This window comes from Streptomyces tuirus, assembly GCF_014701095.1.
In the GTDB taxonomy this organism is placed as follows: Bacteria; Actinomycetota; Actinomycetes; order Streptomycetales; family Streptomycetaceae; genus Streptomyces; species Streptomyces tuirus.
The window spans coordinates 3,945,620-3,971,134 of sequence record NZ_AP023439.1 but is presented as its reverse complement, the minus strand read 5'-3'; the positions used below and the strand labels follow the sequence as shown (position 1 = coordinate 3,971,134).

26 protein-coding genes and 3 pseudogenes are annotated in these 25,515 nt (G+C 70.4%); 13 read left to right on the top strand and 16 right to left on the bottom strand.

Annotated elements, in window-relative coordinates:
- Positions 1–70: 70 nt before the first annotated feature.
- Both IGS69_RS18275 and IGS69_RS18270 read right to left on the bottom strand, forming a co-directional pair.
- Complete coding sequence (locus IGS69_RS18275) at positions 71–481, bottom strand: PIN domain-containing protein (RefSeq protein ID WP_190901116.1); 411 nt, start codon at positions 479–481, stop codon at positions 71–73.
- Complete coding sequence (locus IGS69_RS18270; RefSeq protein WP_105973854.1) at positions 478–699, bottom strand: type II toxin-antitoxin system VapB family antitoxin; 222 nt, start codon at positions 697–699, stop codon at positions 478–480. Before IGS69_RS18270 ends, IGS69_RS18275 begins: the two co-directional genes overlap by 4 nt.
- 87 nt (positions 700–786) lie before the next feature.
- Here IGS69_RS18270 and IGS69_RS18265 point away from each other — a divergent pair, with 87 nt between their 5' ends.
- A complete protein-coding gene (locus tag IGS69_RS18265; protein WP_232543566.1) occupies positions 787–1,182 on the top strand; it encodes a hypothetical protein in 396 nt (131 codons plus the stop codon).
- Positions 1,183–1,337: 155 nt separating this feature from the next.
- On the opposite strand, the gene IGS69_RS18260 is transcribed toward IGS69_RS18265, so the two are convergent.
- Positions 1,338–2,033, bottom strand: a complete 696-nt coding sequence (locus tag IGS69_RS18260) for a DUF4190 domain-containing protein (protein ID WP_190901104.1) — start codon at positions 2,031–2,033, stop codon at positions 1,338–1,340.
- A gap of 356 nt (positions 2,034–2,389) precedes the next feature.
- On the opposite strand from IGS69_RS18260, the pseudogene IGS69_RS35225 reads away from it, so the two are divergent.
- Positions 2,390–2,574, top strand: a pseudogene (locus IGS69_RS35225) (hypothetical protein); the annotation flags it as partial.
- Positions 2,575–2,591: 17 nt separating this feature from the next.
- Here IGS69_RS35225 and IGS69_RS18255 read toward each other — a convergent pair.
- Positions 2,592–3,450, bottom strand: a pseudogene (locus tag IGS69_RS18255) (IS5 family transposase).
- Between the two features lie 31 nt (positions 3,451–3,481).
- Between IGS69_RS18255 and IGS69_RS18250 the strand changes: the two are divergent.
- Positions 3,482–3,922: a DUF6193 family natural product biosynthesis protein gene (locus IGS69_RS18250; protein WP_232543565.1), complete on the top strand. Its 441-nt coding sequence runs from the start codon at positions 3,482–3,484 to the stop codon at positions 3,920–3,922.
- A 291-nt stretch (positions 3,923–4,213) separates the two neighbouring features.
- Here the strand turns inward: IGS69_RS18250 and IGS69_RS18245 are convergent, their stop codons facing one another.
- Together IGS69_RS18245 and IGS69_RS18240 are read right to left on the bottom strand one after the other, a co-directional pair.
- Positions 4,214–5,329 (bottom strand): SPFH domain-containing protein, encoded by a 1,116-nt coding sequence (locus IGS69_RS18245; RefSeq protein WP_190901103.1) that lies wholly within the window; start codon positions 5,327–5,329, stop codon positions 4,214–4,216.
- A gap of 42 nt (positions 5,330–5,371) precedes the next feature.
- Positions 5,372–5,809: an NfeD family protein gene (locus tag IGS69_RS18240; RefSeq protein ID WP_190901101.1), complete on the bottom strand. Its 438-nt coding sequence runs from the start codon at positions 5,807–5,809 to the stop codon at positions 5,372–5,374.
- Between the two features lie 404 nt (positions 5,810–6,213).
- Between IGS69_RS18240 and IGS69_RS18235 the strand changes: the two genes are divergently transcribed.
- Entirely contained in the window at positions 6,214–7,026 is an 813-nt protein-coding gene (locus IGS69_RS18235; RefSeq protein ID WP_190901099.1) for a hypothetical protein, read from the top strand.
- A gap of 185 nt (positions 7,027–7,211) precedes the next feature.
- Complete coding sequence (locus IGS69_RS18230; protein ID WP_232543564.1) at positions 7,212–7,841, top strand: sigma-70 family RNA polymerase sigma factor; 630 nt, start codon at positions 7,212–7,214, stop codon at positions 7,839–7,841.
- A 160-nt stretch (positions 7,842–8,001) separates the two neighbouring features.
- On the opposite strand, the gene IGS69_RS18225 is transcribed toward IGS69_RS18230, so the two are convergent.
- Positions 8,002–8,790, bottom strand: a complete 789-nt coding sequence (locus tag IGS69_RS18225; protein WP_190901095.1) for a calcium-binding protein — start codon at positions 8,788–8,790, stop codon at positions 8,002–8,004.
- A gap of 555 nt (positions 8,791–9,345) precedes the next feature.
- Between IGS69_RS18225 and IGS69_RS18220 the strand changes: the two genes are divergently transcribed.
- The gene (locus tag IGS69_RS18220; protein ID WP_190901094.1) at positions 9,346–11,178 is read left to right on the top strand and encodes a glycoside hydrolase family 15 protein; all 1,833 of its coding nucleotides are present in this window, start codon (positions 9,346–9,348) and stop codon (positions 11,176–11,178) included.
- Positions 11,179–11,181: 3 nt separating this feature from the next.
- Here the strand turns inward: IGS69_RS18220 and IGS69_RS18215 are convergent, their stop codons facing one another.
- The 6 genes from IGS69_RS18215 to IGS69_RS18195 all read right to left on the bottom strand — a co-directional run bounded on the left by IGS69_RS18215 (position 11,182) and on the right by IGS69_RS18195 (position 16,051).
- Positions 11,182–11,442, bottom strand: a complete 261-nt coding sequence (locus tag IGS69_RS18215; protein WP_232543563.1) for a hypothetical protein — start codon at positions 11,440–11,442, stop codon at positions 11,182–11,184.
- An 85-nt stretch (positions 11,443–11,527) separates the two neighbouring features.
- A complete protein-coding gene (locus IGS69_RS18210; protein ID WP_190904545.1) occupies positions 11,528–12,337 on the bottom strand; it encodes an SDR family oxidoreductase in 810 nt (269 codons plus the stop codon).
- Between the two features lie 295 nt (positions 12,338–12,632).
- On the bottom strand, positions 12,633–13,985 hold the full coding sequence (locus IGS69_RS18205; protein ID WP_190901090.1) for a phosphatase PAP2 family protein: 1,353 nt from the start codon (positions 13,983–13,985) through the stop codon (positions 12,633–12,635).
- 106 nt (positions 13,986–14,091) lie between these two features.
- Positions 14,092–14,778: a GntR family transcriptional regulator gene (locus IGS69_RS18200; RefSeq protein ID WP_190904544.1), complete on the bottom strand. Its 687-nt coding sequence runs from the start codon at positions 14,776–14,778 to the stop codon at positions 14,092–14,094.
- Positions 14,738–15,229 carry a hypothetical protein gene (locus IGS69_RS34660; RefSeq protein WP_408647952.1) on the bottom strand — a complete coding sequence of 164 codons (492 nt, stop codon included), beginning with the start codon at positions 15,227–15,229 and terminating at the stop codon, positions 14,738–14,740. The genes IGS69_RS18200 and IGS69_RS34660 overlap by 41 nt, the downstream gene beginning before the upstream one ends.
- 132 nt (positions 15,230–15,361) lie before the next feature.
- Positions 15,362–16,051 carry a DUF4232 domain-containing protein gene (locus IGS69_RS18195; RefSeq protein ID WP_190901088.1) on the bottom strand — a complete coding sequence of 230 codons (690 nt, stop codon included), beginning with the start codon at positions 16,049–16,051 and terminating at the stop codon, positions 15,362–15,364.
- A gap of 554 nt (positions 16,052–16,605) precedes the next feature.
- Here IGS69_RS18195 and IGS69_RS18190 point away from each other — a divergent pair.
- The 7 genes from IGS69_RS18190 (at position 16,606) to IGS69_RS18160 (ending at position 22,988) form a co-directional block, all read left to right on the top strand.
- Positions 16,606–16,809 carry a cold-shock protein gene (locus tag IGS69_RS18190; RefSeq protein ID WP_028799214.1) on the top strand — a complete coding sequence of 68 codons (204 nt, stop codon included), beginning with the start codon at positions 16,606–16,608 and terminating at the stop codon, positions 16,807–16,809.
- Between the two features lie 245 nt (positions 16,810–17,054).
- Positions 17,055–18,545: a DEAD/DEAH box helicase gene (locus IGS69_RS18185; protein WP_190901086.1), complete on the top strand. Its 1,491-nt coding sequence runs from the start codon at positions 17,055–17,057 to the stop codon at positions 18,543–18,545.
- Positions 18,546–18,628: 83 nt separating this feature from the next.
- The gene (locus IGS69_RS18180) at positions 18,629–18,862 is read left to right on the top strand and encodes a CBS domain-containing protein (protein WP_190901084.1); all 234 of its coding nucleotides are present in this window, start codon (positions 18,629–18,631) and stop codon (positions 18,860–18,862) included.
- A gap of 458 nt (positions 18,863–19,320) precedes the next feature.
- The gene (locus tag IGS69_RS18175) at positions 19,321–19,668 is read left to right on the top strand and encodes a MerR family transcriptional regulator (protein WP_190901082.1); all 348 of its coding nucleotides are present in this window, start codon (positions 19,321–19,323) and stop codon (positions 19,666–19,668) included.
- 230 nt (positions 19,669–19,898) lie between these two features.
- The gene (locus tag IGS69_RS18170) at positions 19,899–21,962 is read left to right on the top strand and encodes a galactose-binding domain-containing protein (RefSeq protein ID WP_190901080.1); all 2,064 of its coding nucleotides are present in this window, start codon (positions 19,899–19,901) and stop codon (positions 21,960–21,962) included.
- Between the two features lie 19 nt (positions 21,963–21,981).
- Positions 21,982–22,578, top strand: coding sequence for a TetR/AcrR family transcriptional regulator (locus IGS69_RS18165; protein WP_190901078.1), 597 nt, complete (start codon positions 21,982–21,984; stop codon positions 22,576–22,578).
- A gap of 122 nt (positions 22,579–22,700) precedes the next feature.
- Positions 22,701–22,988, top strand: a complete 288-nt coding sequence (locus IGS69_RS18160; RefSeq protein ID WP_031109362.1) for a DUF4190 domain-containing protein — start codon at positions 22,701–22,703, stop codon at positions 22,986–22,988.
- Between the two features lie 34 nt (positions 22,989–23,022).
- Here the strand turns inward: IGS69_RS18160 and IGS69_RS18155 are convergent.
- From IGS69_RS18155 to IGS69_RS18145, 3 genes and pseudogenes are all read right to left on the bottom strand, one after another.
- Positions 23,023–23,232 (bottom strand): annotated as a pseudogene (locus IGS69_RS18155) (ABATE domain-containing protein); the annotation flags it as partial.
- 46 nt (positions 23,233–23,278) lie between these two features.
- A complete protein-coding gene (locus IGS69_RS18150) occupies positions 23,279–23,722 on the bottom strand; it encodes a hypothetical protein (RefSeq protein WP_190901071.1) in 444 nt (147 codons plus the stop codon).
- A 260-nt stretch (positions 23,723–23,982) separates the two neighbouring features.
- Complete coding sequence (locus IGS69_RS18145; protein WP_190901069.1) at positions 23,983–25,191, bottom strand: cation:proton antiporter; 1,209 nt, start codon at positions 25,189–25,191, stop codon at positions 23,983–23,985.
- Positions 25,192–25,515: the final 324 nt, after the last annotated feature.

Here is a 25,515-nt window from a genome sequence, read left to right as displayed (position 1 = left end):
CACGGCGAGGCTGAAGGATGTCGCTACCCCCGCAGCGGCGACGGTTGCCGATGTCCTTGTGGGGAGCGCCTCAGGCGATGTCGTGGACGTTGTGCTCGAGCAGGTCGGGTGCGTGCCGGGCCATGGCACGGTAGTCGGCATCGTCGTGGAGGACAGCGAGGCCGTGGTGGGCTGCCGTGGCGGCGATGACGAGGTCCACCGCCGAGGCGCTGCGATGCTCCCCAGCCCGGGCCATACGATGCTGCACCGCGCTGATCCAACGCCCCGCGTTCTTCGGCACCGCCGCATCGGGGTAGAGGTCCGTGAACATCTCCGCGATCTCGTCGTACTCGCGGGCGTTCCGGGCGCGGTACAAGAACTCGGCTCGCTGCACGTAACAGGATGCGATGGCCCCGGCGTCGATCGCGTCGTACCAAGCCGTCTGAAGTTCTGGGTCCCGGAGCAGTCGGACCAGGCCGGACGTGTCGAGCAAGTAGATCACCGGCTGTGCTTCTCCGCCCGGTGCAGACGCTCTGCGTCCTCGACGGCACCCCACTCACGCGCACGCTCGAAATGACGGCTGATGCGCGCCGCACGCTCCTGCTGCTCGGCGTAGAAGCGCAGGGCGAGATTGACCGCCTCCTTCTTGGTCCTGACCTTGGACAGAGCCATGGCGCGTTCCAGGGCGTCGTCGTCGATGTCGATCTGAGTCACAGACACGCGACACCTCCTCACAATGTTGGTGATGTACATAGAAGAATACTTCGCCAACATTCACGAGTCCACGGCAGAGTCTCGGCACCCGGCATGTGCAGTCGCGAGGGGCGAGTCGACTTCCTGGAGGAAGTGCGACTGCGTCCGGGCATGTGGGTCAATCGCCGTTCGTTGCAGCACCTGGACTCCATGCTCACCGGCTACCGCGTCGCGCTCGGGATCCACGGCATCGCGGAGCCGTTCAACTTCTGGACCCCGGGCAGTCAGGGCCGCTCCTCTGAGTGGCTGGGGCAGCGCCTGGGCCGTCACTCTTGCCTCGGCTGGGCTGTAGAGATCGAGCGTGAGGCGGAGCTGGCCGGCAGGCCCGCCATGGAGATGTTCTTCGAGTTCCTGGACGAGTTCCGCGCCGCCGGCCACCAGGGGCACGACGGTGCCGAGCCTGACGGACACCCGCCGACAGAGACCCAAGAGCCCCACGCCTCAGTCTGAGCCGGGCCCGCGCTCCTGCCTCCGCCCCGCTCCAGCGCGGCCGGCGCCCGTGCCGCGCTGCGACTCCATGGTCTCCATGGATGCAGCGAGCCCCGCCGCACGGGGTGCGCGGCGGGGCCTCGGGGTGGGGGGTCAGCGTCGCTGGACGTCAGCGATCAGAAGTCGGTTCGGGACGCTTCGATGGTCTTGCACTCGAGCTTCTTGGCGTCCTTGATCTCGTCCGCGTTCACCAGCGCACCAGCGTCCTTGTCGGTGAACTTCTGACCCTTGGCGAGGTTCTCGGCGGTCGACATGAAGTCGCCGACCTTCTTGCCGTCGGCAAGGACCTCGCCCTCGACGAGGTACGAGTAACGGCGGTCGCCCTTGTTGACGTACTCGACGTGGACGGCCATCTCCTTGATGTCGAAGTCGCCGGTGACCACGTCGCACTTGGTGACCTTGAAGTCCTTCATGACCTCGGAGTCCTTGGCGCCGCCGGTCTTGGACTTACCGTCGCCGACGGTGGTGGAGTCGTACGACTTGTCCAGCTCCTCACTGGCCTTGTCGACGGCGGAGAAGAACAGGGCGTTCATGGCGAAGAACATGATGATCGCCACGGCCGACGTGATGAGGCCGGTGATGCCGGCGCCCTTGCCCTTGTGGACCTTGCCCGCCTTGGAGAGGCCGATGGCGCCGAAGATGAGGCCGAGGATCGCGAGCGGCCAGACGACGACGTTGACGACAGGGATGAAACTGACTACGACGGCGATGATGCCGAGGACGAGTGCGGTGGTGGCCAGGCCGTTGCTGCCGGGCTGCTGGGGCTCGCCGTTGCCGGGCTGCTGGGTCTGGGGCGGGTACTGCTGGCTCATGGTCCCCCCTGGGACTTGCGTTGTGAGTTGCGAGTGTGTGACTTGTGGAGCTGCTGTGTGGTTGCCTCAAGCTGCTGTTGTTCACCTGATCGTTATCAACGGCCCGGGGGGGGTGCGAGGCAGGGCCCCGATGCCTGTCGGTGAGTGAGCTTGCGGTGGGCGTGAGAAAAGGCCGTTTCCGGGGGCACCTAGAGGTCCCATATGACGGCCGCGAGGTCGGCGAGGTGGTCGAGGTGGTCGACGGGCTGCACCATCTCCAGCTGGTGCACGGTGGCCACGGCCTCGCGCTGGGCCTTGGCCCGGCCCGGTCGGTGAGCGCCACGGCGTCCTCTCGCAGCACCTGAGCGATCCGGGCTGAAGCACCCCAAGCCCTCGCGGTCGCCGTGACCGCCATCCCGACGCGGCATCCATCGGCCGCCCGCACTCCTGGAACGAACTCCACACCACAGCGGCCGTCTTGCTGCGCGTCGGAGCGAGGGAAGGCCACCAACTGGTGGCTGCGCGGGAGAACACGACTGAACGGGTCTGGAACGCCAGCTGAGTTGCTAGGCCCCGCCTTCAAGTAGATCTCGCCCAGAGCAGGAAGGAGGCCAGGCTGACCGCCGCCTCGTAGGAGGTGGTGGTCTTGTCGTACCTGGTGGCGATGCCACGGAAGTGCTTCAGTCTGTTGAAGCACTGCTCCACGGCGTTGCGTCGACGGTATGTCTCGCGGTCGAAGCTGGGTGGTCGGCCGCCCTGGCGGCCGCGTTTGTGCCGGTGTCGCTGTTGATCGGCCTTCTCGGGGATGGTGTGGCCGATCCCGCGTTTGCGCAGGTAGGCGCGGAACCCGCGAGAGCTGTATGCCTTGTCTGCGATCACGTGGCGGGGCGGCAGCGCGGGCGGCCGAAACCGAGGCGCGGGACGCGGATGCGTTTCAGCAGCGGCTGCGCACAGATGCCGTCATGGCGTTGGCCGGGAGTGATCAGGAGGGCCAGGGGTCTGCCTCGGCCGTCGCAGGCGAGGTGGATCTTGGTGGTCAGACCTCCGCGTGATCGGCCGAGGGCCTGATCGTCCGGTTCGTCCCGCCCACGCATCCCCCTTTTCGGCCGGTGGCGGCGGCATGCTGGTGAGCTCGCACGATGGTGGAGTCGATCTGGACGAGCCAGTCGATGTCGTCGGCCGCATCAGCCTGGGCCTGGATCTGCTGGAGGGCCTGGGTGAAGACACCGCTCAACGCGTAGCGACGGAAGCGGGTGTAGACCGTTTGCCATGGCCCGTAGCGGTCGGGCAGGTCACGCCACGGCATGCCGGTGCGGATCTTGTAGATCATCCCGTTGACGACCTGCCGGTCATCCGCCCTCGGCCGGCCAGTCACGGCTCGCGGTATGAGCGGAGCGAGTAAATCCCACTCCTGGTCGCTGAGTTCATGTCGGCGCATTAGACCATGATCTGCCAGAAGGTGATCTTTGATGACGTGGCAGCAGCGCCTGCACAATCACGGCATGATCAATACCGCCGAAGCAGCCTGGCACAAGATCCTGACCATTGCGGGCGAGCCTCGCCGGCAGGAAGAATCGCCGCTTGCCGCTCCGTTTGCCGAGCTGGTGCTGGTGGCGCATGCTGAGCCGCTGCTTCGTCAGCTCTATCCCTGGACCGGTATGTGGGAGCTGCACTTCAGCAGGTGCACGGAGATCCGCCACACCTGGGACGTCACCTACATCGGCACACTGGGAGAGGGCCGGTACTACGTCGAAGGGCCGAGCCGAAACAGCCCGCGGATCGCCGAGACGGACAGCGCGCAAGCTGCAGTAGCGATGGTCATTGATCGCCTACCACCACACTGCGGCCCGGCCTTCATCGGCAATGCAGAGGCACTGGCCGCCTACGAGAGGGCGCGGGACGGCAGGTAGAACGTTTGAAGAGGGGCCCTAGTTGCTCTACGGGTCTTAGGCGGCTCGCTCGCTCCGCTCACCGCGCGCAGCAACAGCCGCCTGATGCGCCCCGTCACTCGGATCCCCTGCCCAGCGGTGGCCCAGCGGTGGCAACTCAAGCGTAGGCAGCCTCAGGTGTCGGCGCGCGTCGAGCCGGACAGGGCGCGAGATCCGTGACGGAGCACTCCTCGTCGCCCGGTTGTACTCCTCGTCGCCCGGTTGTACTCCTCGTCGCCCGGTTGCTCTCCTCGTCGCCCGGTTGTGCCCGCCTCACGCACCCCCGGGCGTCTGCCCCCGCCGCGGCGGCTGTGGCGACTTCGCCGCCTCGGCCTCGGCCTTGGCGTCGCTCACCGCCGCCGCTGCCTGCCTTCCCGCCTCGTCGGCGGCCGCGGCGGCGTCGAGCGAGGCCGTCGAGGCCGCGCCGAGCTCCGGAGTCCGGCGTTCGCCGGAGGTGTCGCCGGGGCCGGCCGTGGCTGCTTCCCCGGGCTGCGCGGGTGAGGGCGGGGCTGCCGCTGTCGACTGGTCGCCGAACGCGCTGGTGACGGTGCGGATCGCCTCGGTCAGCTCCCCCGGGATCACCCAGAACGTGTTGTTGTCGCTGTTCGCCAGGTGCGGGAGCGTCTCCAGGTACTTGTAGGCCAGGATCTTCGCGTCGGCGTTGTTGCGGTGGACGGCCTGGAAGACGAGCTCCACCGCCTTCGCCTCACCGTCCGCGCGCAGGATCATGGCCTGCTGCGTGCCCTGCGCCTCCAGGATGTCCTTCTGCTTCGTGCCTTCCGCGGTGAGGATCTTGGCCTGCCGCTCGCCCTCGGCGTGCAGGATGGCCGCGCGCTTGTCCCGCTCGGCCCGCATCTGCTTCTCCATCGCCTCCTTGATGGTGTGCGGTGGGTCGATGGCCTTGATCTCGACGCGGTTGACGCGGATGCCCCACTTGCCGGTGGCGTCGTCGAGGACCGCGCGAAGCCGGGAGTTGATCTCCTCGCGCGAGGTGAGCGTCTCCTCCAGGTCCATGGAGCCGATCACGTTGCGCAGTGTGGTCACGGTGAGCTGGTCGATCGCCTGGAGGTAGTCGGCGACCTCGTACGCCGCCGCCCGTGGGTCGGTGATCTGGTAGTAGAGGACGGTGTCGATGTTCACCACGAGGTTGTCCTCGGTGATCACCGGCCTGGGGTCGGACGAGTAGACCTGCTCGCGCACGTCGAGCTTGGTGTTGATGCGGTCCGCCACCGGCAGGAGCAGGTTCAGCCCGGGCTGGAGCGTCCGGCGGTAGCGGCCGAACCGTTCGACGTTGTAGCGGCGGGCCTGCGGGACGATCCGTACGCTGGAGGCCACGAGGAAGACGACGACGATGGCCGCCACGAGGGCGAGGACGACAACTGGTTCCACAGTGCCTCCGTTGCTGTGCGTTCAGCGGTTGCGTTCAGCCGTTCACGGAAGAAGCTCGCGGGGGTAGACGATGGCCGTGGCGCCCTCGATCTCCATGACGTCGACCAGAGCTCCCACCGGGATCACGTGGCTCTCGTCGAGCGCGCGGGCGGACCACTCCTCTCCGGAGAGTTTGATCAGACCGCGGGTCGCGGTGACCTCCTGCATGACCTCGGCACGCTTGCCGATCAGCGCGTCGCTGCCGTCGCGGGTGAGGGGTTGCTGTGACATCTGCCGCAGCGCGACAGGTCGGACGACGACCAGGCCGGCGGCCGCCGCGACTCCGAGGGCCACGAACTGGCCGACCACGCCGATGCCCACACCGGCGACGACGGCGGCGACCACAGCGGCACCCGCCAGGAGCCCGAAGACCAGGGTCAGGGTGAAGAACTCCGCGACGCCCAGTGCTGCGGCGGCGAGCAGCCACGCGAACCACGCCATCGAATCGCCCTTCTGCAGGGGCCCTCTCCTCCACGCTACCGCCCGGAACTCTGGGCAGGACAGACACGGGGCGGCAGTGGTTCACGGTCAGGGCCATGACCTCAGCGTGTGGACCGCCAGGAAGACGCAGAGCGTCAGCCGCACCGCCCCGATGCCCCGGCTCCCGATGCGCGGCAGCACGACGGCCGTTGCGCCGAGCAGGAGACAGCAACGCGGTGAGGGTGCTCGTTTCGTCGGAGGGCTGCTTGTGGGTGCGTTCGGGTGTGGTCCGACGATGGCGTGAAATCCACCGTTCCCTTGCAAGCCGTGTGGCGTGTATCACGGAGGTCGGGTTGAGGGTGATACCAGGGGGCTTTCCGTACCCACCCCTGACGTCGGATCCACGGATGCGAGGATGAACCGCCATGACAGCAGGGTGGTGTTCACGCACAGGGCGGGCCGCGGTGTTCGCGGCCGTCTGTGTGGTGCTCGCCGCTCTGGGCCACGTCCTGATGGCGGAGGCCGCGGTGGCGTGGTGGGCGCTGGTCGCCGGCGCCGCGGCGGTCGGCGGTGCGGCGTGGCTGCTGGCCGGCCGGGAGCGCGGACTTCACGTCGTCGTTGCGTTCACGATCGCCGCCCAGACGGCGCTGCACGCGTGGTTCTCCTTCACGCAGACGGCCCTGAGTCCGGCGCCCGCTCCCTCGATGCCGGCGCACCCCCACGCCATGGAGCACGGCCCGCACTCCATGCCCATGTCCCACCCCGGCCATGGCCCGGACGACGGCATGGCCTCCCTGGGACACGGCATGGACGGCATGCCCTCCATGGGACACGGCATCGACACCCTGGCGTCCGCAACGCACGGCATCGACACCCTCACGTCCGCAGGGCACGGCATGGACACCCTGGCGGGGGCAGCACACGGCATCGACACCCTCACGTCCGCAGGGCATGGCATGGCGGGCATGTCCTCCAGCGGCATGCTCGCGGCGCACCTGCTGGCCGCCCTGCTCTGCGGGCTGTGGCTCGCGCACGGCGAGCGTGCCGCCTTCCGCATCCTGCGGGCGTTGGCCGGATGGCTCGTCGCGCCCCTGCGGTTGCTGCTCCGCCTTCCGGCACCGCCGCACCGCCCCCGCGTCCGCGCCCGCCGCGGTGATTCCGCCCGGGCACCACGCGGGCTCCTTCTCACCCACGCCATCACCACCCGGGGTCCGCCCGTGGGGACCGCTGTCGCCTGAGACAGCCGGCTTCCCGACCGCCCGCCGCGCCACCGCGTCCGGACGGCTCGGGCACCGGTCGAACGCCGTGCCGCGCATCCGCCTGTGATGCGCCGGCGTGCGCGCGTACGGCCGTACCCCACACCTCACCGGATCCACCGACCCCTGCGTCGGCCCGGATGCCGGATTCCCGAGAAGGACACCAGGTGATCACTCCTGTCCTGCCCACCTCGCACGACAAGACGGTGCACGCCGGCACCACGACGCCGGCCGAGGAGTCGATAACGGAGTGGGCGCTCGCGGCCCGCGGCGGCGACCCCGAGGCCGTCGAGCGCTTCGTCCGCGCCCTGCATCGCGACGTCCGCCAGTACGTCACCTACCTGGGTGCGGACCCCCAAGCCGCCGACGACCTCGCCCAGGAGACGTTCCTGCGCGCCCTCGGCAGCCTGCACCGTTTCGAGGGCCGCTCCTCCGCCCGCACCTGGCTGCTGTCCATCGCGCGCCGCGCGGTGATCGACAGCTTCCGGCACGCCGCCGCCCGCCCCCGCCTCGCCAACACCGACGACTGGCAGTGCGCCGCCGAACGGGTCCAGCCGCGCGGTCTGCCCGGCTTCGACGACGGCGTCGCGCTCGCCGAACTGCTGGCCGAGCTGCCCGAGGACCGGCGTGAGGCGTTCGTCCTCACGCAACTCGTCGGACTCCCCTACGCGGAGGCCGCACATCTCAGCGACTGCCCGATCGGCACCGTCCGGTCCCGGGTCGCCCGCGCCCGTACCACCCTGGTCGCGTCGCTGCGGGACGCGGAACGCTCAGGGCCGGTCGGGGCGGCGGCCTGACACACCGTGAGACGGCCGCTTCGCGCAGCGCGGGGCGGTACGGCGAGGGCCCGAAGCCGTCACCGGCTTCGGGCCCTCGGGTCTGCGCGTCAGCGGGCCGCTCGCGGGGGCCTATGTGCTGGAGACAGCGACCTACGTGCCGGAGACACCGGCTCTCGACTCACTGCACGTCGACGAAGTCGCCGGTCGCGCTGACGGCCGGGGTGGTGGTCGTCCCTGCGAAGTTCCAGCGCCAGTAGCCGTCTTCGGACGCGGGGGCCGTGGTCGTCAGGGTGCCGGTGCTGGAGGTGTACACGGTCTTGACCGTGGTGTACGTCGTGGTGCCCGCCTTGCGAAACTGGAGCTTGACCGGCTGGTTGGTGTAGCCCCGGTAGTCGAGCGTGTCCCAGTTGGCCCGGCTGAGCTTGCCGGTGATCGTGAGCGTTCTGCCCTTGGCTATCGGCTCGGGGCTCGCGTTGACGGTCAGCTTGGAGTGCCGCTGGAGCCGGGTGGTGGTGTAGGCCCACCGGTCGGTGTAGCTGCCGTCGTTGGCGTTCACCTGGGCTTGGACCTTCCACGTGCCGGCGTCGGCGTTCGTGAGCCACCAGTCCGGTTCGAAGGTGAAGGTCTTCGAGCAGGTCGACGTCGTGCTGCTGGAGGCGACGCAGTCGGCCGGGGTGGTGTTCTCGTTGGGATCGATCACGCCGTCGGCGCTGTAGTAGGGGTCGGTGCCGTCCGGGCCCCGCCACAGGGTGAAGTCCGCGTCCCAGATGCCCGACGGGTCGGTGGCGGTCACCGAGACCGTGATCGTCTTGTCGGCCGTGTCGACCACGATGTTCTTTCCGCCGTTGACGACGACGCCGTCGACCTGGAGGTCGCCCACGTTGTCATCCGCGTGGGCACCGGGCATGGCCAGGGCCGCCAGTCCGGCGACGGCGGTGAGTACGGCAAGAGCAGCGCGCTTGCGCATGTGTCTCCTTCACGGAGCGATGGAGCGATGAGTAGGACCGCCGAGCGGGGCAGGGCGGGGTGGGGCGAGCCCAGGTGATCGGGGCGAGGGGCGTCCGGAAACGGAAACGGACCTGCCGTGTACGGCAGGGAGCTCAGGTCTCCTGCTGCCGGATCACCCTGGGCAGGGGGCCGTGGCGGACAGCGGCCTCGGCATGGCCGCAAGAAGGCGAAGTGGCCGCGGGGAGGCGAAGGCGTCGCCTGGCGGCCGGCGTCCCCGCGACGAAAAGGAAGCGTCGCTTCGACGAACGCCGATGACTCGCTGCTGTACGCGGTGCCACTGATCCCCCGGTTCACGTCGGCATGCTCAGGCACTGCTGTCACACAGACCGGCCCGATGTATCCAGCGCGCCGGCCTCCTCAGACGTCACCCACGAGCACGCCCACGCCTGCCAAGAGCTGGGCGATGCCGACGACGATGACCCGGCAGCGGCCGGGAGGACGGTCCCCGACCCCCGGCTTACGCTGGTCGGGGGGCCGATGTCCGGTGACGGTGCACGTCGGAAGGGGTTCCTCCATGGACGAGTACCCGCTGATCGAGAACCACGGCCTGATCGGTGATCTGCAGACCGCGGCGCTGGTGACCACCGACGGGACGGTCGACTGGTTCTGCTGTCCGCGCTTCGACTCGCCGAGTGTGTTCGGCGCGCTGCTGGACAAGGACGACGGCGGACACTGCACGGTCAGGCCCGCTCACACGACGTACGCGACCAAGCAGCTGTACCTGCCCGACACGGCGATCCTGGTGACCCGGTTCATGACCGAGGCGGGTGCGGGTGAGGTGGTCGACTTCATGCCGGTGACCGGTACGACGGTCACCCCGCGCCACCGGCTGGTCCGCCTGGTGCGCTGTGTGCGCGGCAGCATGACGTTCCAGATCGACATCGCGCCGCGCTTCGACTACGGGCGCAAGCCGCACGAGCTGCACGTCACCGAGCACGGCGCGGTCTTCGTCTCGGAGGGGCAGAGCCTGACGGTCCACCCCATCCGTGAACCGGACGACGACCGGCTGCTGAACTCCCTCACGGTCGACAACGACCTGCACCTCGCGGTCGGTCTCCAGGCGGGGCAGCAGCGCGGACTGGTCCTGGAGTCGGCCGCCGACGGGCCGCCCCGGGAGATCCGGCTCGCCGAGTTCCAGCAGGACTTCGACGACGCCATCCGGTACTGGCGGTCCTGGCTGAGCAAGTCCCGGTACTCCGGGCGCTGGCGCGAGGCCGTGGAACGCTCCGCCATCACGCTGAAGCTCATGACCTACGCCCCGACCGGCGCCGTGGTGGCGGCGCCCACGACGGGGCTGCCCGAACAGCTGGGGGGCGAGCGCAACTGGGACTACCGGTTCACCTGGATCCGGGACGCCTCCTTCTCCGTGTACGCCCTGCTGGGCATGGGGTTCACCGAAGAGGCCCGGGCGTTCATCGGGTGGCTCGGCGAGCGGATCAAGGAGCGGGCGGGTGGCGAGGGGGGTTCGGGGCCGCTGAACATCATGTACGCGGTCGACGGCTCCTCCGATCTGAAGGAGGAGATTCTGGACCACTGGGAGGGCTACGAGGGGTCGGCCCCGGTACGCATCGGCAACGGCGCCGCCACGCAGATCCAGTTGGACATCTACGGCGAGGCGCTGGACAGCATCTACTTCGCCCACCGGCACGGGATCCATCCCGGGCACCGGCAGTGGACCGGGCTGCTGGCCGTGCTCGACTGGCTGACGGAGCACTGGGACCAGGCGGGAGAGGGCCTGTGGGAGACCCGCGGCGGCCGTCGGCACTTCACGTACGGCCGCGTGATGTCGTGGGTCGCCTTCGACCGCGCGCTGCGGCTCGCGCAGGCCGCGGGCCGCCCGGCCCGGACCGAGCGCTGGAGCAGTGTGCGCGACACCATCTACGAGCAGGTCATGGAGCGGGGCTGGAACGAGTCGCGCGGGGCCTTCGTCCAGCACTACGGCGGCGATGTGCTCGACTCCTCGCTGCTGCGGATGCCGACGGTCGGCTTCATCACGCCCGAGGACCCGATGTGGGCCTCCACGCTGGACGCGATGGAGCAGGAGCTGGTCACCGACAGCCTGGTGTACCGGTACAACCCCGAGGCCTCGCCCGACGGGTTGCGCGGCTCCGAGGGGACCTTCTCGCTGTGCACCTTCATGTACGTCGACGCCCTCGCCCGCGCCGGACGGACCGACCAGGCCAGGCTCGTCCTGGAGAAGATGCTCGGCTACACCAACCATCTCGGCCTGTACTCCGAGGAGATCGCCCTGACGGGACGCCAACTCGGCAACTTCCCGCAGGCGTTCACCCACCTGGCGCTCATCGACGCGGCCATCACCCTCGACGCGGCTCTGAACCGCCGATGACGGTCAGAGCGGGGGGCTCGTGCCCGAGGTGATCGTGTCCGCGGACTCGTGCGGTACGGGTCCGAGGAGCACGAGGGTGTCTCCCTCGGCCCAGGCGGCCTCCCGCGCCTCGGTGACCGGTTCGAGACGGCCGTCGGCCCGGACGACGAACAGCGTGTCGTGCCCGGGTGGCCGCTCCTCGGAGGCGGGCTGCACCAGAAAGCGGGCCCCACGCTCATGGCGGGCCGCCAGGGTGTCCCGCACGAGGCCGGCCCCGAAGAGCACCCCGCCCCCGGTGTAGGGGGACGGGCACTGGGCCCGGCCACTGGGCCATGCCTTTCCCGGAAACCGGCGACGCGGGGGAGCGGGGTCAGCCGCCGGTGGCGAATCCGGGGAAGAGGGTCATGCCCCCGTCGACGTAGAGGGTGGTGCCCACGACGTAGTCCATGACGTCGGAGGCGAGGGCGACGGCCGCGTGGGCGATGTCCTCGGGCGTGCCGACGCGGTTGTAGGGGATCAGCCGCAGGAGGTCCCGCTCGGCGTCCGGCGTCTCCCAGGCGCTGCGGTTGATGGGGGTCTTGATGGCCCCGGGGGCGATCGCGTTCACCCGGATCTTCTTCGGGGCGAGTTCCTGGGCGAGGGTCTCCATCATCATCCGCACGCCGCCCTTGGAGGAGGCGTAGTTGACGTGCCCCGCCCACGGGATGATCTGGTGCACCGAGCTCATGCAGATGATCTTGCCCGCGGCGCGGGACACCTCGGGGACGACCCCGCGGCGCAGGAACTCCTTGGTCGCCTCGCGGGCGCAGAGGAACTGCCCGGTGAGGTTGACGTCGAGGACCTTCTGCCACTGGGCGAGCGTCATCTCGGTGACCGCGGCGTCACGCTGCAGCCCGGCGTTGGCGACCAGGATGTCGATCGTCCCGAACTCCTCGACCATCCGCTGCGTCATGGCGACGACCTGGCCCTCGTCGGACACGTCCGCCTCGTACGCCGCCGCCCGCACCCCGAACGAGGTGATCTCCTCGACGACCTTCTCGGCCTCGTCGCGGCCGGTCACGTAGTTGACGACCACGTCCGCTCCGGCTCTGCCCAGGCCGATGGCCGTGGCCTTGCCGATGCCGGAGTTGGCCCCGGTCACCAGCGCCTTCTGGCCCCTGAGCAGCTGGGTGGAGATCATGCCCTGGGGTGCGCCCTCGGTGGAACTCACGATCGACTGCCTCCTGCACTGCACGGCCCCGTACGGTCGGGCCGCGGCCCGTCGCGCTCGCGCGTCACACAATCACCGGGGGCGTCGGGCGGCGCCGGCGGCGGGCTGGTGTTGCGCTGCCTGGCCGATGAGGTTCCCCCGGCCGGAGACGACGTCGGGACGGTCGGTGAGACGCATGGGCGGGCCTTCGGGGACTCCGTGCGGCTCACGCCGTCCGAAGGCCGCGACCTTGCCCGCGACCGGGCTCTCGGCGACGCGGCACGGCTCAGGCCGGCTCGGGCTGCGGCTCCGGTTGCCGGGCCGGTGCGCGTGCCGCCTCCCACCGCCTGGTGGTCCGTATGTAGCCGTAGATCACCGAGGTCATCGCCAGGATGAGCAAGGGCCCGAAGAGTTCCGGGTGCTGGGCCATCTCCATCGGCAGGTAGCGGTATGACACCAGGAGCGCGACGAAGACCGTGGTGCCGTAGGTGACCAGCTGGACGCCCCGCCGGTCCCAGCCGCGTTCGGCCGAGCGCAGCGCCCCCTCGATGGTGAGGGTGAACACCACGCCGGCGACCAGGTCGACGCCGTAGTGGTAGCCGAATCCCAGCGTCGCGGCGAGGGTGGCGACCAGCCAGAACGTGCCCGCGAACCGCAGCATCCGCGGCGCCCGGCGGGTGTGGACGAAGATCGCGACGGCCCAGGCGGTGTGCAGGCTGGGCATGCAGTTGCGGGGGGTGAGCCCGTCGTACGTCATCGGCGCCGGGGTGGTGATCGGCAGCGGGGTGTGGGGCCACAGGTTGGCCGCCGCCCACTCCACACCGCCGGTGCCGGAGGCGCCCGGGCCGTAGGCGAAGACCGGTCCGACCACCGGGAAGAGCATGTAGATGCCCGGCCCTAGGAGGCCTATCACCAGGAAGGTGCGCACGAGGTGATGGCTCGGGAAGCGGCGCTCGGCCACCACGTCGCGCAGCTGGTACGCCGCGACGACGACCGCGGCCACCGCGAGCTGGCCGTAGACCAGTTGAAGGACGTGGGAGCTGATCGGGTCGGTGGCCTCGACCAGCCGGCCCGCGAGCCAGGACGGGTTGCCCAGCGCGTGATCGGCCATCGCCACGTACTGGTCGAGCACCGTCGGGCGGGTCTTCGACGTGATGAACAGCCAGGTGTCACCGGTCTTGCGGGCGGCCACCAGCAACAGGCCCAGCCCTACGCCCTTGAGCAGCAAGACGCGTTCCGCGCCGGTGCGGCGGGTGACGGCGACGACGGCGAAGCCCAGCATCACCCACAGCGCGCCGGTGCCGATGAACTCGCCGTCACCCGCCTCGATCCCGGCCGCCCATCGCACCAGCAGCAGGACGGAGTCGATACCGAGCGCTGCGCCGGCCGCGAGGAACCGCTGCCGCCAGGTCAGCACCACCATCATCAGCACCAGGCCGCCGTAGAGCGGGCCCGGCTTGGGGGCGAAGACCAGGGCCCTCAGCTGGTTGGTGATCGGCCCCGGTTCACCGTAGCCGCGGGAGGCGATCTCCAGCGCGACGAGGAATCCGCACGCCACCACCCCCGCCGCGATCCACAGCGTCGCGCGCCCAGGGCGCCACGCACCCCCCGACGTCGTGCCGCCTCTTGGCGAGAACACCCGCGATCTTCTGGCTATCAATCTTTTGGCCGGTTCATCCGAGTGGCTGGGGCGAGGGACAGCGATGGCGGGACCATCGCGCGGTCGAACATGTTATCGGAGCGCCTCATCCGGTCGCCGCTTCCGCGAACTGGTCGGTGTCGAACAGCTCGCTGATGTGCCCGCCGAGTTCCAGCCAGTGGCGTCCGGAGAGGTCGGCGGCGGCGCGGGCGTCACCGCCGGCGCAGACCTCGACGAGCCGGTCGTGGTGCTCGATGGTGCCGCGTCCGCCGAGCAGGGTGGAGAACTCGCGGTGCAGGAAGCGGTGGATCTGCGGGTGGAGTTGCTCGACGATCCGGCTGAGCACGGGGTTGGCGGCGGCCGTGAGGGGGACGGCGTGGAAGCGGTCGTCGGCCGCGAGCGCGGCGGCGGTGTCGCCGGCCGCGACGGCCCGTTCGAAGTCGCGGTTGGCCTCGCGCATGCGGCCGAGGTCCTGCTCGGTCATGACCGGGACGGCCGCTTCCACGGCGAGCTGGTCGAGGGAGCGCAGGACGGCGAGGGTGTTCTCGACATCGCGCCGGTTGAGGGTGGTGATGCGGGTGTAGACGCCGGGCTTCGCTTCGACCAGGCCGATGTCGGCGAGCCGGGCGAGCGCCTCGCGCACGGGCGTGCGGCTCAGACCGAGGCGCTCGGCGAGCTCACCGTCCCTGACCTTCTCGCCGGGGACGAGTTCCCCGCGCACGATGGAGTCGCGCAGGCGGTCGAAGACCTCGTCACTGAGAAGGCGGCGGGAGACGGGACGGTCGAGCGACATATTGCGTACAGTACATCGCCACGTTTTCGGCTCGGCCTGCCGTGGTCGGCCTGACCAGGGCCCGGGCCGGGGCGGCGGGTGCAGCAGCGCCTCGTCGGCCCGGCGGTCGCGCAGCGTCGGGCCCTGCTCGCCCATGTCGCACAGGAGCAGATCGACGGTGACCGCGTCGGGTTCGGCGGCGTGGGCGTCGAGGAGTTCCGCCAGCAGTTCGGCGGACGCGCCGGCCTTCGTGACGCGGACGGCCCCGGCCTTGCCGGTCGTCGCGAACGCCGCGCGACGGGTGCGGCGTTCGGCGGCCTCGACCGCGACGGGTGCGGCCTTCGGCGGCCTCGACCGCGTCGAGCGCCGCCCGGGCCTCCCGCAGGAGCACCGCGCCGGCCTCCGTCAGGGCGACCGCGCGGCTGCCGGGCTCCAACAGCGTCGCCTGGAGCCGCCGTTCGAGCCGGCCGATCGCCCGCGACAGCGCAGGGGCTGCGCGATCCCGAGCCGCTGCGCGGCCCTGCCGACGTGCAGCGCCTCCGCAACGGCGACGAAGCTTCTTCGACGACGAGGGCGAGGTGCCGTGGTGCGCGGGGAGGTCCGTTCAGCTGAAGGGGACGGCGTCCGTCGCGGAGGTGTGCCAGTTGGTGACGACCGGCTTGTCGACCGTGATGGTGCCGACCTTCAGTGAGACCGGCTCGGGGTCGTCGTTTCCGACGGCGACGATGATGCTGTCCAGCTCCTTGCCTCCGTCCGCGTTCGTGCTCTTGGGGTTCACCCCGGCGTAGGCGGTGGTGTTGCCGCTCAGCGTGATCTGCTCGCCCACGGCCTGCTCCGCGGGGCCCGCCTCGGTGCCGTCGGATCCGAACGCCACGGTCGGGAGTGCGGCGGGCAGGATGCAGGTGATCCCGGGCTTCGCCTTCGCGGAGATCAGGATGTAGCCGCCGGCCTGGGTCTCGGACCTGGTGTTCCAGGAGATGTCGTTGGCTCCGCAGCTCTGCTGGACGGGCTCCCGCTTGCCGTTGCCGGTGTCGGCGCCGGAGCCGGCCCCGTCCTCCGTCCCGCCCGTCGCCCCGGAGCCCTTGCCCGCGGTGCCGGAGCCCTTGCTGGTGCCCTGGCCGCCGCCCGCGGCCGAGGAGCCGGACGGGGTGGCCGCGTCGGCGGACGCGGACGAGGAACCCTGCGACGCTCCGGTGTCCGCGGCCTTGTCCGTGTCCTGGCATGCGGTCATCAGCATGGCGCCGCCCACGAGGACTGCGGAGACGAGGAAGGCCTTGCGACGGTTGCCGGACATGAAATCCCCTTATTCATCGGTCGGTTGAGGCCGTGGTCGGTTCGGCCTCCCGGTGTTTCTCCATCACTAGGAGGGGGCTGGGAGCCGCGGGGATCCCGTCGTCTTCGTTCCCGCACGCTGCCGTCACCGATTGGTGACATGTCCACGTAGTTGTCACCGGACTAGGCCGTCGGAGGGATGTGACCTTCGTCGCCGGAGTGGCGCACCGGCGCATGTGCCGCGCTGCCGTGCGCCGATCACGGCGGCAGCGGCACATCAGCCGTAGAGGGAGGTCACAGGGCCGGCGCGCGAGGCCGCGACAGGAAGGTCCGCACCCCCGGAGGGCAATATCTGTGCCCGCAAAATGAGAAATAGAAGCGGGGCCCGCCGAATATTCCTCGATCGGCCGCCCGATCGGAATTTTCGATCACCGCGGGGCCGAACCCCCCGTGCTACTGTCGATCGCAGTTGCAGTTGTGGTTGCCGGAAGGTTCATTTCCTACGGGGTAATCATCACGGCGACACGGAATTCACACGAGGTGAATTCCCGAAACCGCCTCCGAAGGAGAAATCAAATGGCTACCGGTACCGTGAAGTGGTTCAACGCTGAAAAGGGCTTCGGCTTCATCGAGCAGGACGGCGGCGGCGCCGACGTCTTCGCCCACTACTCGAACATCGCCACCCAGGGCTTCCGCGAGCTGCTCGAAGGCCAGAAGGTGTCGTTCGACATCGCGCAGGGCCAGAAGGGCCCGACGGCCGAGAACATCGTGCCCGCCTGACATCGGCGCTCGCGCGTATTTCGCAGCTGGGGCCCGCACCTGAAGGGGTGCGGGTCCCAGCTCGCTGCTTTTCCCAGCCGGTCCGGTCCGATCCGGCTCGCTGCTTTTCCCGCCGGTCCGATCCGGCTCGCTGCTTTTCCCGCCGGCCCGATCCGGCCACATCGACTTCGGCTCGTCTCGAGATTCTCTGCGCCGCTCCTCTGCTGCGGATTTCCTTGCTACGCGCCCGTCAAGGAAGGTCCCGCATGAAGCGTGCCCACACATCCCGTACCCGTGACCGTTTCCCGCAGGGCGGCGGGCCCGACCGCCACTCCGGTCGTCCGCGCCGCTCCGGCGGCTTCGGAAGTCGCCGGGCTCCCCAGGGCGAGTTCGCGCCGCCGAAGACGATCACTCCCCCGTTGCCGGCCGTCGAGGCGTTCGCCGATCTCGGCCTGCCCGAGCGGCTGTTGGCCACCCTCGGCCGCGAGGGTGTGACCGCGCCGTTCCCGATCCAGGCGGCGACCCTGCCCAACTCCCTGGCCGGCCGGGATGTGCTCGGCCGTGGCCGTACCGGCTCCGGCAAGACCCTGGCCTTCGGCCTGGCGGCACTGGCCCGCACGGCCGGGCGGCGCGCCGAGCCTCGGCAGCCGCTCGCCCTCGTCCTGGTGCCGACCCGCGAGCTGGCCCAGCAGGTCACCGACGCCCTCACCCCGTACGCCCGCTCCGTGAGTCTGCGGCTCGCCACCGTCGTCGGCGGGATGTCCCTGGGCAGGCAGGCCAGTGTCCTGCGCGGCGGGGCCGAGCTGGTCGTCGCGACGCCCGGCCGGCTCAAGGACCTCATCGACCGGGGCGACTGCCGCCTGGACCAGGTCGACATCACCGTCCTGGACGAGGCCGACCAGATGGCCGACATGGGCTTCATGCCGCAGGTGACCGCCCTGCTCGACCAGGTGCGCCCGGGCGGCCAGCGGATGCTCTTCTCCGCCACCCTGGACCGCAACGTCGACCGCCTCGTCCGCACCTATCTGCACGACCCGGTGGTGCACTCCGTCGACCCGTCCGCGGGCGCCGTCACCACGATGGAGCACCACGTCCTCCATGTGCACGACGCCGACAAGCACCGGACGACCACCGAGATCGCGGCGCGCGACGGCCGGGTCATCATGTTCCTCGACACCAAGCACGCGGTGGACCGGCTGACCGCGCACCTGTTGAACAGCGGTGTCCGCGCCGCGGCCCTGCACGGCGGCAAGTCCCAGCCCCAGCGGACCCGGACCCTCGCCCAGTTCAAGAGCGGGGACGTGACGGTCCTGGTGGCGACGAACGTCGCGGCACGCGGCATCCACGTCGACAACCTCGACCTCGTCGTCAACGTGGATCCGCCCAGTGACCACAAGGACTACCTGCACCGCGGCGGCCGTACGGCCAGGGCCGGCGAGTCCGGCAGCGTGGTCACCCTGGTGACCCCGGGCCAGCGGCGCGGCATGAGCCGGCTGATGTCGTCGGCGGGCATCACCCCCCAGGTCGCCCAGGTGCGTTCCGGCGAGGCGGAACTGAGCCGCATCACGGGCGCCCAGGCCCCTTCCGGGGTCCCGGTCGTCATCCCCGCGCCGCGCGCGGAACGCCGCCCCGGCGGCCCCGCCGGGCCCCGGGGCCGCCGGGGTCGCCGCCCCTCCGGACAGGGCCGCCCCGCCGGTGAGGCGGCGCGCCCCAGGGCGCAGCGGCGACCGGGTTCCGGTTCCGGCCCGGCCGCATAGCGCCCTGGGCCCACTCGCCCGGTTCCGGCTCGGCCGCACAGCGCCCTGACCCACTCGCCCTCCCCTCTCGGCAGGAGACACCCATGACGCCGGTTCTGACGCAGCACGCCGCCACGGCCCACGCCCCTCGCATCCGTGACGACATGACGGTCGAGGTGGCGCTGTCGCTCATGGCCGGTGCGCGGGTCGATCACCTCGTCCTGTGCGACGGGGACGACCAGAGCACGGGGCTGGTCACCCTGGCCCGGCTCACCGTGCTGCGGGACGCCCCCGGCTACACGGACCGCGTAAGGCTCCGGGACCTCCCGGAGGAGTGAGACACAGGCGGGTCACCGCCATCACGGACCCAGTGGGGCCCTGCCGACGCGCGTCGGCAGGGCCCCACTGGCATGTCACCACGCGATCGGACGCCACAGGATGCCTGCACCCACCGGAATCCAAAATCTGTCTTTGTCAGAGTAGACATTGCCTCTCGTCGCGGTTAGCCTTCTTCCCGTAGACATGGTCAGAGGAGAACCGAGTAAGGACGGAGGAGCAGACGCCATCAGGATCGCCCGGCCGGGAAGCTCTCGGTCCGGGTACCGCAAGACCCCGGATTGGATGGTGGTCCCCGGTCACGCAGCCGCGATCCCCGCTCCCCCTCCCGCAGCCGGGCCGGGTAGCGGAAACAGAAGGTCGGCACCGCATAAGGGCCGACAGATGGTGTTGAATTTCCTTCGGGGCCCTGGTGCCGTACGGCACCAGGGCCCCTCGACGCGTTGCACTACGAGGTGACATGCCAGCAGATACCCCGCTCAGTGATCGTCTGGAAGACGATGACTACCCGGCCTACACCATGGGCCGGGCCGCCGAGATGCTCGGCACCACTCCCGGCTTCCTGCGCGCCATCGGGGAGGCCCGGCTGATCACGCCGCTGCGCTCGGAGGGCGGACACCGCCGCTACTCGCGCTATCAGCTGCGGATCGCCGCGCGCGCCCGTGAGCTCGTCGACCGGGGGACCCCGATCGAGGCCGCCTGCCGCATCGTCATCCTCGAGGACCAGCTCGAGGAAGCCCAGCGCATCCACGCCGAGTACCGTGCCGCGCACGAAGCCTCCGGCGGCTCTTCTCCCGCTTCAAGCTGATCGCGCGACGGCAGGCGGGTCCTGTCACTCCCTCCCCAGAAACCCCGGGTCGGCGACCTGGGGTTCGTTGTTGCCCCGCTTCGGCGCGCGGTCCGCCCAGGGCAGATCGCGCCATCAGGTCAACCGTCCCGGACTCTTGACTCATTCGGTGGCAGTGGCGATCCTCGTCGCACACTTTGCGAGGTCATGACAAGACGACCGCGCGACCCGCCGACCGAGGGACGTGGGCTGTGATCAGTTCCGAACGCCCGTACCGCAGACGCAAGAACGTCACCGTTGTGTCGCTTCTCCTGCTCGTGCTGTCGCTCGCGCTCGGCCCCACCCCGAGCGCGGCGGCCGGGGACAACTGGTGGGACCCGGCCGCACGGCCCGCGCCCGACTCCCAGATCAACGTCACCGGCGAGCCCTTCACCGGCACCGACGCCGAGGGCCGGGTGCGCGGGTTCGTCGACGCGCACGACCACATCTTCTCCAACGAGGCCTTCGGCGGCCGTCTGATCTGCGGCAAGGCGTTCTCCGAGCAGGGCGTGGCCGACGCGCTCAAGGACTGCCCGGAGCACTACCCCGACGGCTCGCTCGCGATCTTCGACTTCATCACCAACGGCGGTGACGGCAAGCACGACCCGAACGGCTGGCCCACCTTCAAGGACTGGCCGCGGCACGACTCGCTGACCCACCAGCAGAACTACTACGCCTGGATCGAGCGGGCCTGGCGCGGCGGGCAGCGCGTGCTGGTCAACGACCTCGTCACCAACGGCGTGATCTGCTCGGTGTACTTCTTCAAGGACCGCTCCTGCGACGAGATGACGTCCATCCGGCTGCAGGCCAAGCTGACGTACGACATGCAGGCCTACGTCGACCGGATGTACGGCGGGCCCGGCAAGGGCTGGTTCCGGGTCGTCACCGACAGCGCGCAGGCCCGCAAGGTCATCGAGCAGGGCAAACTGGCGGTGGTCATGGGGGTCGAGACCTCCGAGCCGTTCGGCTGCAAGCAGGTCCTGGACATCGCGCAGTGCAGCAGGGCGGACATCGACAAGGGCCTGGACGAACTGCACGCGCTGGGCGTGCGCAGCATGTTCCTGTGCCACAAGTTCGACAACGCCCTGTGCGGGGTGCGGTTCGACTCGGGCTCGCTCGGAACGGCCATCAACGTCGGGCAGTTCCTGTCGACCGGCACCTACTGGAAGACCGAGACGTGCAAGGGCCCGCAGCACGACAACCCCATCGGCAACGCGGCGGCGCCCGCGGCCGAGAAGAAGCTCCCGGAGGGCGAGAAGGTCCCCTCGTACAGCGCCGACGCCCAGTGCAACGTGCGGGGGCTCACCGATCTCGGCGAGTACGCCGTCCGCGGCATGATGAAGCGCGGCATGATGCTGGAGATCGACCACATGAGCGTCAAGGCCACCGGCCGGGTGCTCGACATCTTCGAGTCCGAGTCCTACCCCGGCGTGCTCTCCTCGCACAGCTGGATGGACATGGACTGGACCGAGCGGGTCTACGGCCTCGGCGGCTTCATCGCCCAGTACATGCACGGCTCCGAGGGCTTCATCGCGGAGGCCAAGCGCACCGAGGCCCTGCGCGACAAGTACGGCGTGGGCTACGGCTACGGCACCGACATGAACGGCGTCGGCGGCTGGCCGGGACCGCGCGGGGCGGACGCGCCGAACAAGGTCACCTACCCGTTCAAGAGCGTCGACGGCGGTTCGGTCATCGACCGGCAGACCACCGGCGAGCGCACCTGGGACCTGAACACCGACGGCGCCGCCCACTACGGCCTCGTCCCGGACTGGATCGAGGACATCCGCCGGGTCGGCGGCCAGGACACGGTCGACGACCTGTTCCGGGGCGCGGAGTCCTACCTCGGCACCTGGGGGGCCTCCGAGCACCACAAGGCCGGCGCCAACCTGGCGGCCGGCGCCGCCACTTCGGCCAGTTCCTCGGAGTGGAGCCTGTTCACGAGCTACCAGCCGCACCGGGCCGTCGACGGAGACCGCCGCACCCGCTGGGCGAGCGACTGGAGCGACGACCAGTGGTACCAGGTCGACCTCGGCTCGGCGCGGACCGTCGGGCGGGTCACCCTCGACTGGGAGCGCGCGTACGCCAAGTCGTACCGGATCGAGCTGTCGGCCGACGGCACGACCTGGCGGACCGCCTGGTCCACGACCGCCGGTGACGGCGGCCTGGACACCGCGCGGTTCGCCGGCACACCGGCCCGGTACGTCCGCGTCCACGGGCTGGAGCGCGGCACCGGCTGGGGCTACTCCCTCCACGAGGTCGGCGTCCACGGCGGCTGACACCCACGAGAGGGGCTCCATGGCACGGTTGCCGTCCGCCGAGCGGCGGCGACAGCTCACCGAAGCGGCGATCAGGGCGATGGCCCGGGACGGCGTCCCCAGGACGACGACCCGGTCCATCGCCGCCGAGGCGGGCGTCTCGCTGAGCGTCTTCCACTACTGCTTCGACTCCAAGCAGCAGCTGATCGAGTCCGTGATCACCACCATCACCGGGCACTACGTCACGGTGGTGAAGGAGGCCATCCGGCCGAGAGCCACCCTCGAGGAGACGGTCCGGGCGGGTTTCCAGGCGTACTGGGACCACGTCCGGGCCCACCCCGACGAGCACATGCTCACCTACGAGCTCACGCAGTACGCGCTGCGCCAGCCCGGTTTCGAGCATCTGGCGCGCCGGCAGTACGAGTTGTACGCCGAGACGTACACCGAGCTCATCGACCAGCTGCGGCAGTCCATGGGCCTGCGTCTGCGCGTGCCCGTCCCCGACCTGGCCCGGTACCTGGCCGCCATGACCGACGGCCTGACGCTCAGCCACCTCGTGCTCGGCGACGACACGGCCTGGACGGGCGTCCTCGACATGGTCACCGCGCACGTCGCCGGGCTGGTGCACGAGAACTGACGGGACGTTCTCCCGAATCGGTTGTCATGGGAACGGCCTTGAGGGGCATTCGAACAAAACAAGTCGAAAGTGAGGAGAGTGCGGCCCGTTCGGTCCGTGCCATCGACAACTAGGAGTTTTCCATGGCGAGTTATGGCGGTTCCTCTGCCGCGTCCTCCGGTTCGCGCACCAACGGCCTGGCGATCGCGAGCCTGTGCTGCGGCATCATCGGCCTGTTCTTCCTGAACATCATCCTGGGCCCGCTGGCCATCATCTTCGGTGCCGTCGCCCGCCGGCAGGCGTCGGTCAAGAACGGCGCCGGAATGGCGAAGGCCGGCATCATCCTCGGCATCGTCGACGTGGTCCTGTGGCTCGTGCTCCTGGCCATAGCCAGCAGCAACGGCGGCTTCAGCTGGTACGTCGGCGGCTAGCCTCCGCCGCGGTCCTCTTGCGGGCGCGGTACGCGGCGGGCGGTGTGCGGGCGGCGTTGTTCACGACGGTCAGCGCCGCCCCGTCGTACTCCTCCCCGAGCCGGCGGGCGGTGACCAGCCGGTAGACCGCCTCCCGTACGGCCCCCGCCCGCTCGACGTCGGCCTCCTGGCCCGGGGAGACCGCGTCGACCAGGCCGGACTCCACGTACCAGGCGTTCAGCCGGTCCGGCGTCACGAACATCTCGAGTCACCGCCCCACGTCTGACGCCCCTTCGGTTCGCGGCGCTGCGTCAGGAATCGTAGGGTCCGTCGCCGGTCGCGGTGTCGGGCCGGGCGCGGTCGGGGGCCATGCGGCGGTAGGCGGCACGGGCGTGGACGAGCCGGGCCAGGGCCGTGCCGATGAGGGCGGCGGTGAGCAGACAGGCCAGCCAGGTGGTGTCGCGGTGCCCGGCCCAGGTGAGGGCGCCGGCGGGCGGTATCGCGAAGCCGTTGAGGAACAGCCAGCACAGCAGGGCCGTCCCGGGGGCGGCCGTGAAGCGCGCGCACAGACCCAGCAGAGCGGCCAGCAGGGACAGCGCGGGCAGGGCCAGTTCCGGCCGGTCGGGCCCCACCACGGTGTTGAGCAGCGCCACCAGCACCAGTGCGCCGCCGCCGGCCCCGGCCCAGACCAGTGGTGTGGCCACGGGCTGCGGTACGGGTCTGGCTCCGGTGCCCAGGGGCTTCCACTCGATCATGCTGGCGCTTCCTTCCGGTCCTCCTGGACGGAATTCTCCCCTGGTCTCCCCTACCGGCTCCCGGGGTGCTCGCCAGAGTGCCAGCAAGCCCACGCCCGGGAAACAGCCAATCCGGACAGCCCCGCCGTGCGCCCAGGGCCTCCGGCCGTGCACGGCAAAGCCCCAACGGCCGACCGTTCGGATGAGTTGGCGAGGTGGTGGGGGGTCGGCGGGCGGCGGCCCTGCGTCGCGGCGCCGCCCGGGGGCCGAGGCTCGGCAGGTCAGCGGTGGGCGGGGGCCGTTTCCTTGGGTGATTCGGCGACCGCCATTCCCCGGGCCGGGCGGCGGGTCACGCGGCGTGCCAGCGGCTCCGTCCAGCGGGCCGCGAGGGGGCCGAGGACGACCAGGATCAGGACGTAGGCGGTGGCCAGGGGGCCGATGCGGGGCTCGGCGCCGACGGCGAGACCGGCGATGACGATGGAGAACTCGCCGCGTGCGACGAGCGTGCCGCCCGCGCGCCAGCGGCCCCGGGGCGAGATCCCGGCCCGGCGGGCGGCCCACCAGCCGGTGGCGATCTTCGTCAGGGTGGTGACGACGGCCAGGGCGAGCGCGGGCAGCAGCACGGGCGGGATGGCGGCCGGGTCGGTGTGCAGGCCGAAGAAGACGAAGAACACCGCCGCGAACAGATCCCGCAGCGGGGTGAGGAGACTGCTGGCCCCCTCGGCGACCTCGCCGGACAGGGCGATGCCCACCAGGAACGCGCCGACCGCCGCCGAGACGTGCAGCTGCTGGGCGAGGCCCGCCACGAGAAGGGTCAGACCGAGGACGGCCAGCAGCAGCATCTCGGCACTGTCGGATGACACCGCGCGGCTCACCAGACGGCCGTGCCGCAGTGCCACGTAGAGGACGGCGCCCACGGTGCCCAGCGAGATGAGCAGTGTGACCGCCCCGCCCGCGAGGCTCACCCCGGCCAGCAGGGCGGTGAGGATCGGCAGGTAGACCGCCATGGCCAGGTCCTCCAGGACCAGCACACCGAGGACGACCGGTGTCTCGCGGTTGCCGAGCCGCCGCAGGTCGCCCAGCACCTTCGCGATGACCCCGGACGAGGAGATCCAGGTGACCCCGGCCAGGGCGACGGCGGCCACCGGGCCCCAGCCGAGCAGGAAGGCCATCACGGCCCCCGGCACGGCGTTGAGCACGAAGTCGACGGCCCCGGAGGGGTATTGCGTCTTCAGCGTGGTGACCAGCTCGGAGGCGCTGTACTCCAGGCCGAGCAGGAGCAGCAGGAGTATGACGCCTATCTCGGCTCCGGTGGCGACGAACTCCTCGCTGGCCCGCAGCGGCAGGATGCCGCCCTGGCCGAAGGCGAGTCCGGCGAGCAGGTAGAGGGGTATGGGCGAGAAGCCCACTCGTCCGGCGAGGCGTCCGAGAAGTCCGAGGGCGAAGATGATCGCCCCGAGTTCGATGAGCATGGCGGTGGTGTCGTGCACGGGCGTCTGACCTCCGTTGATCGGGTCTGCGGCGTCTGTGCCAGTGGGCGTGGGTGCCCGTGGGTACGGCTCGGCGAGCGGCACGACGGAGCGTGCCCTCGCGTGGGGGGGGGGTGGGACGGGCCCGGCGGCGTGCTCCCCTGCGGCCGTGGTCGGCCAGGGGGGACGCGGATGATGCGCCGCGCCTCGGACAGCAGGCGTCAGGCGTCAGGCGTCAGGGATCACGCGTCGGTTGGAGAGGAACCGCTCAGGCGGCGCGGTCGGTATCAGGGACGCCGTCACGGGCGGCGTTGTGAACGCGGACAGGCACCACTCGCCCCATGT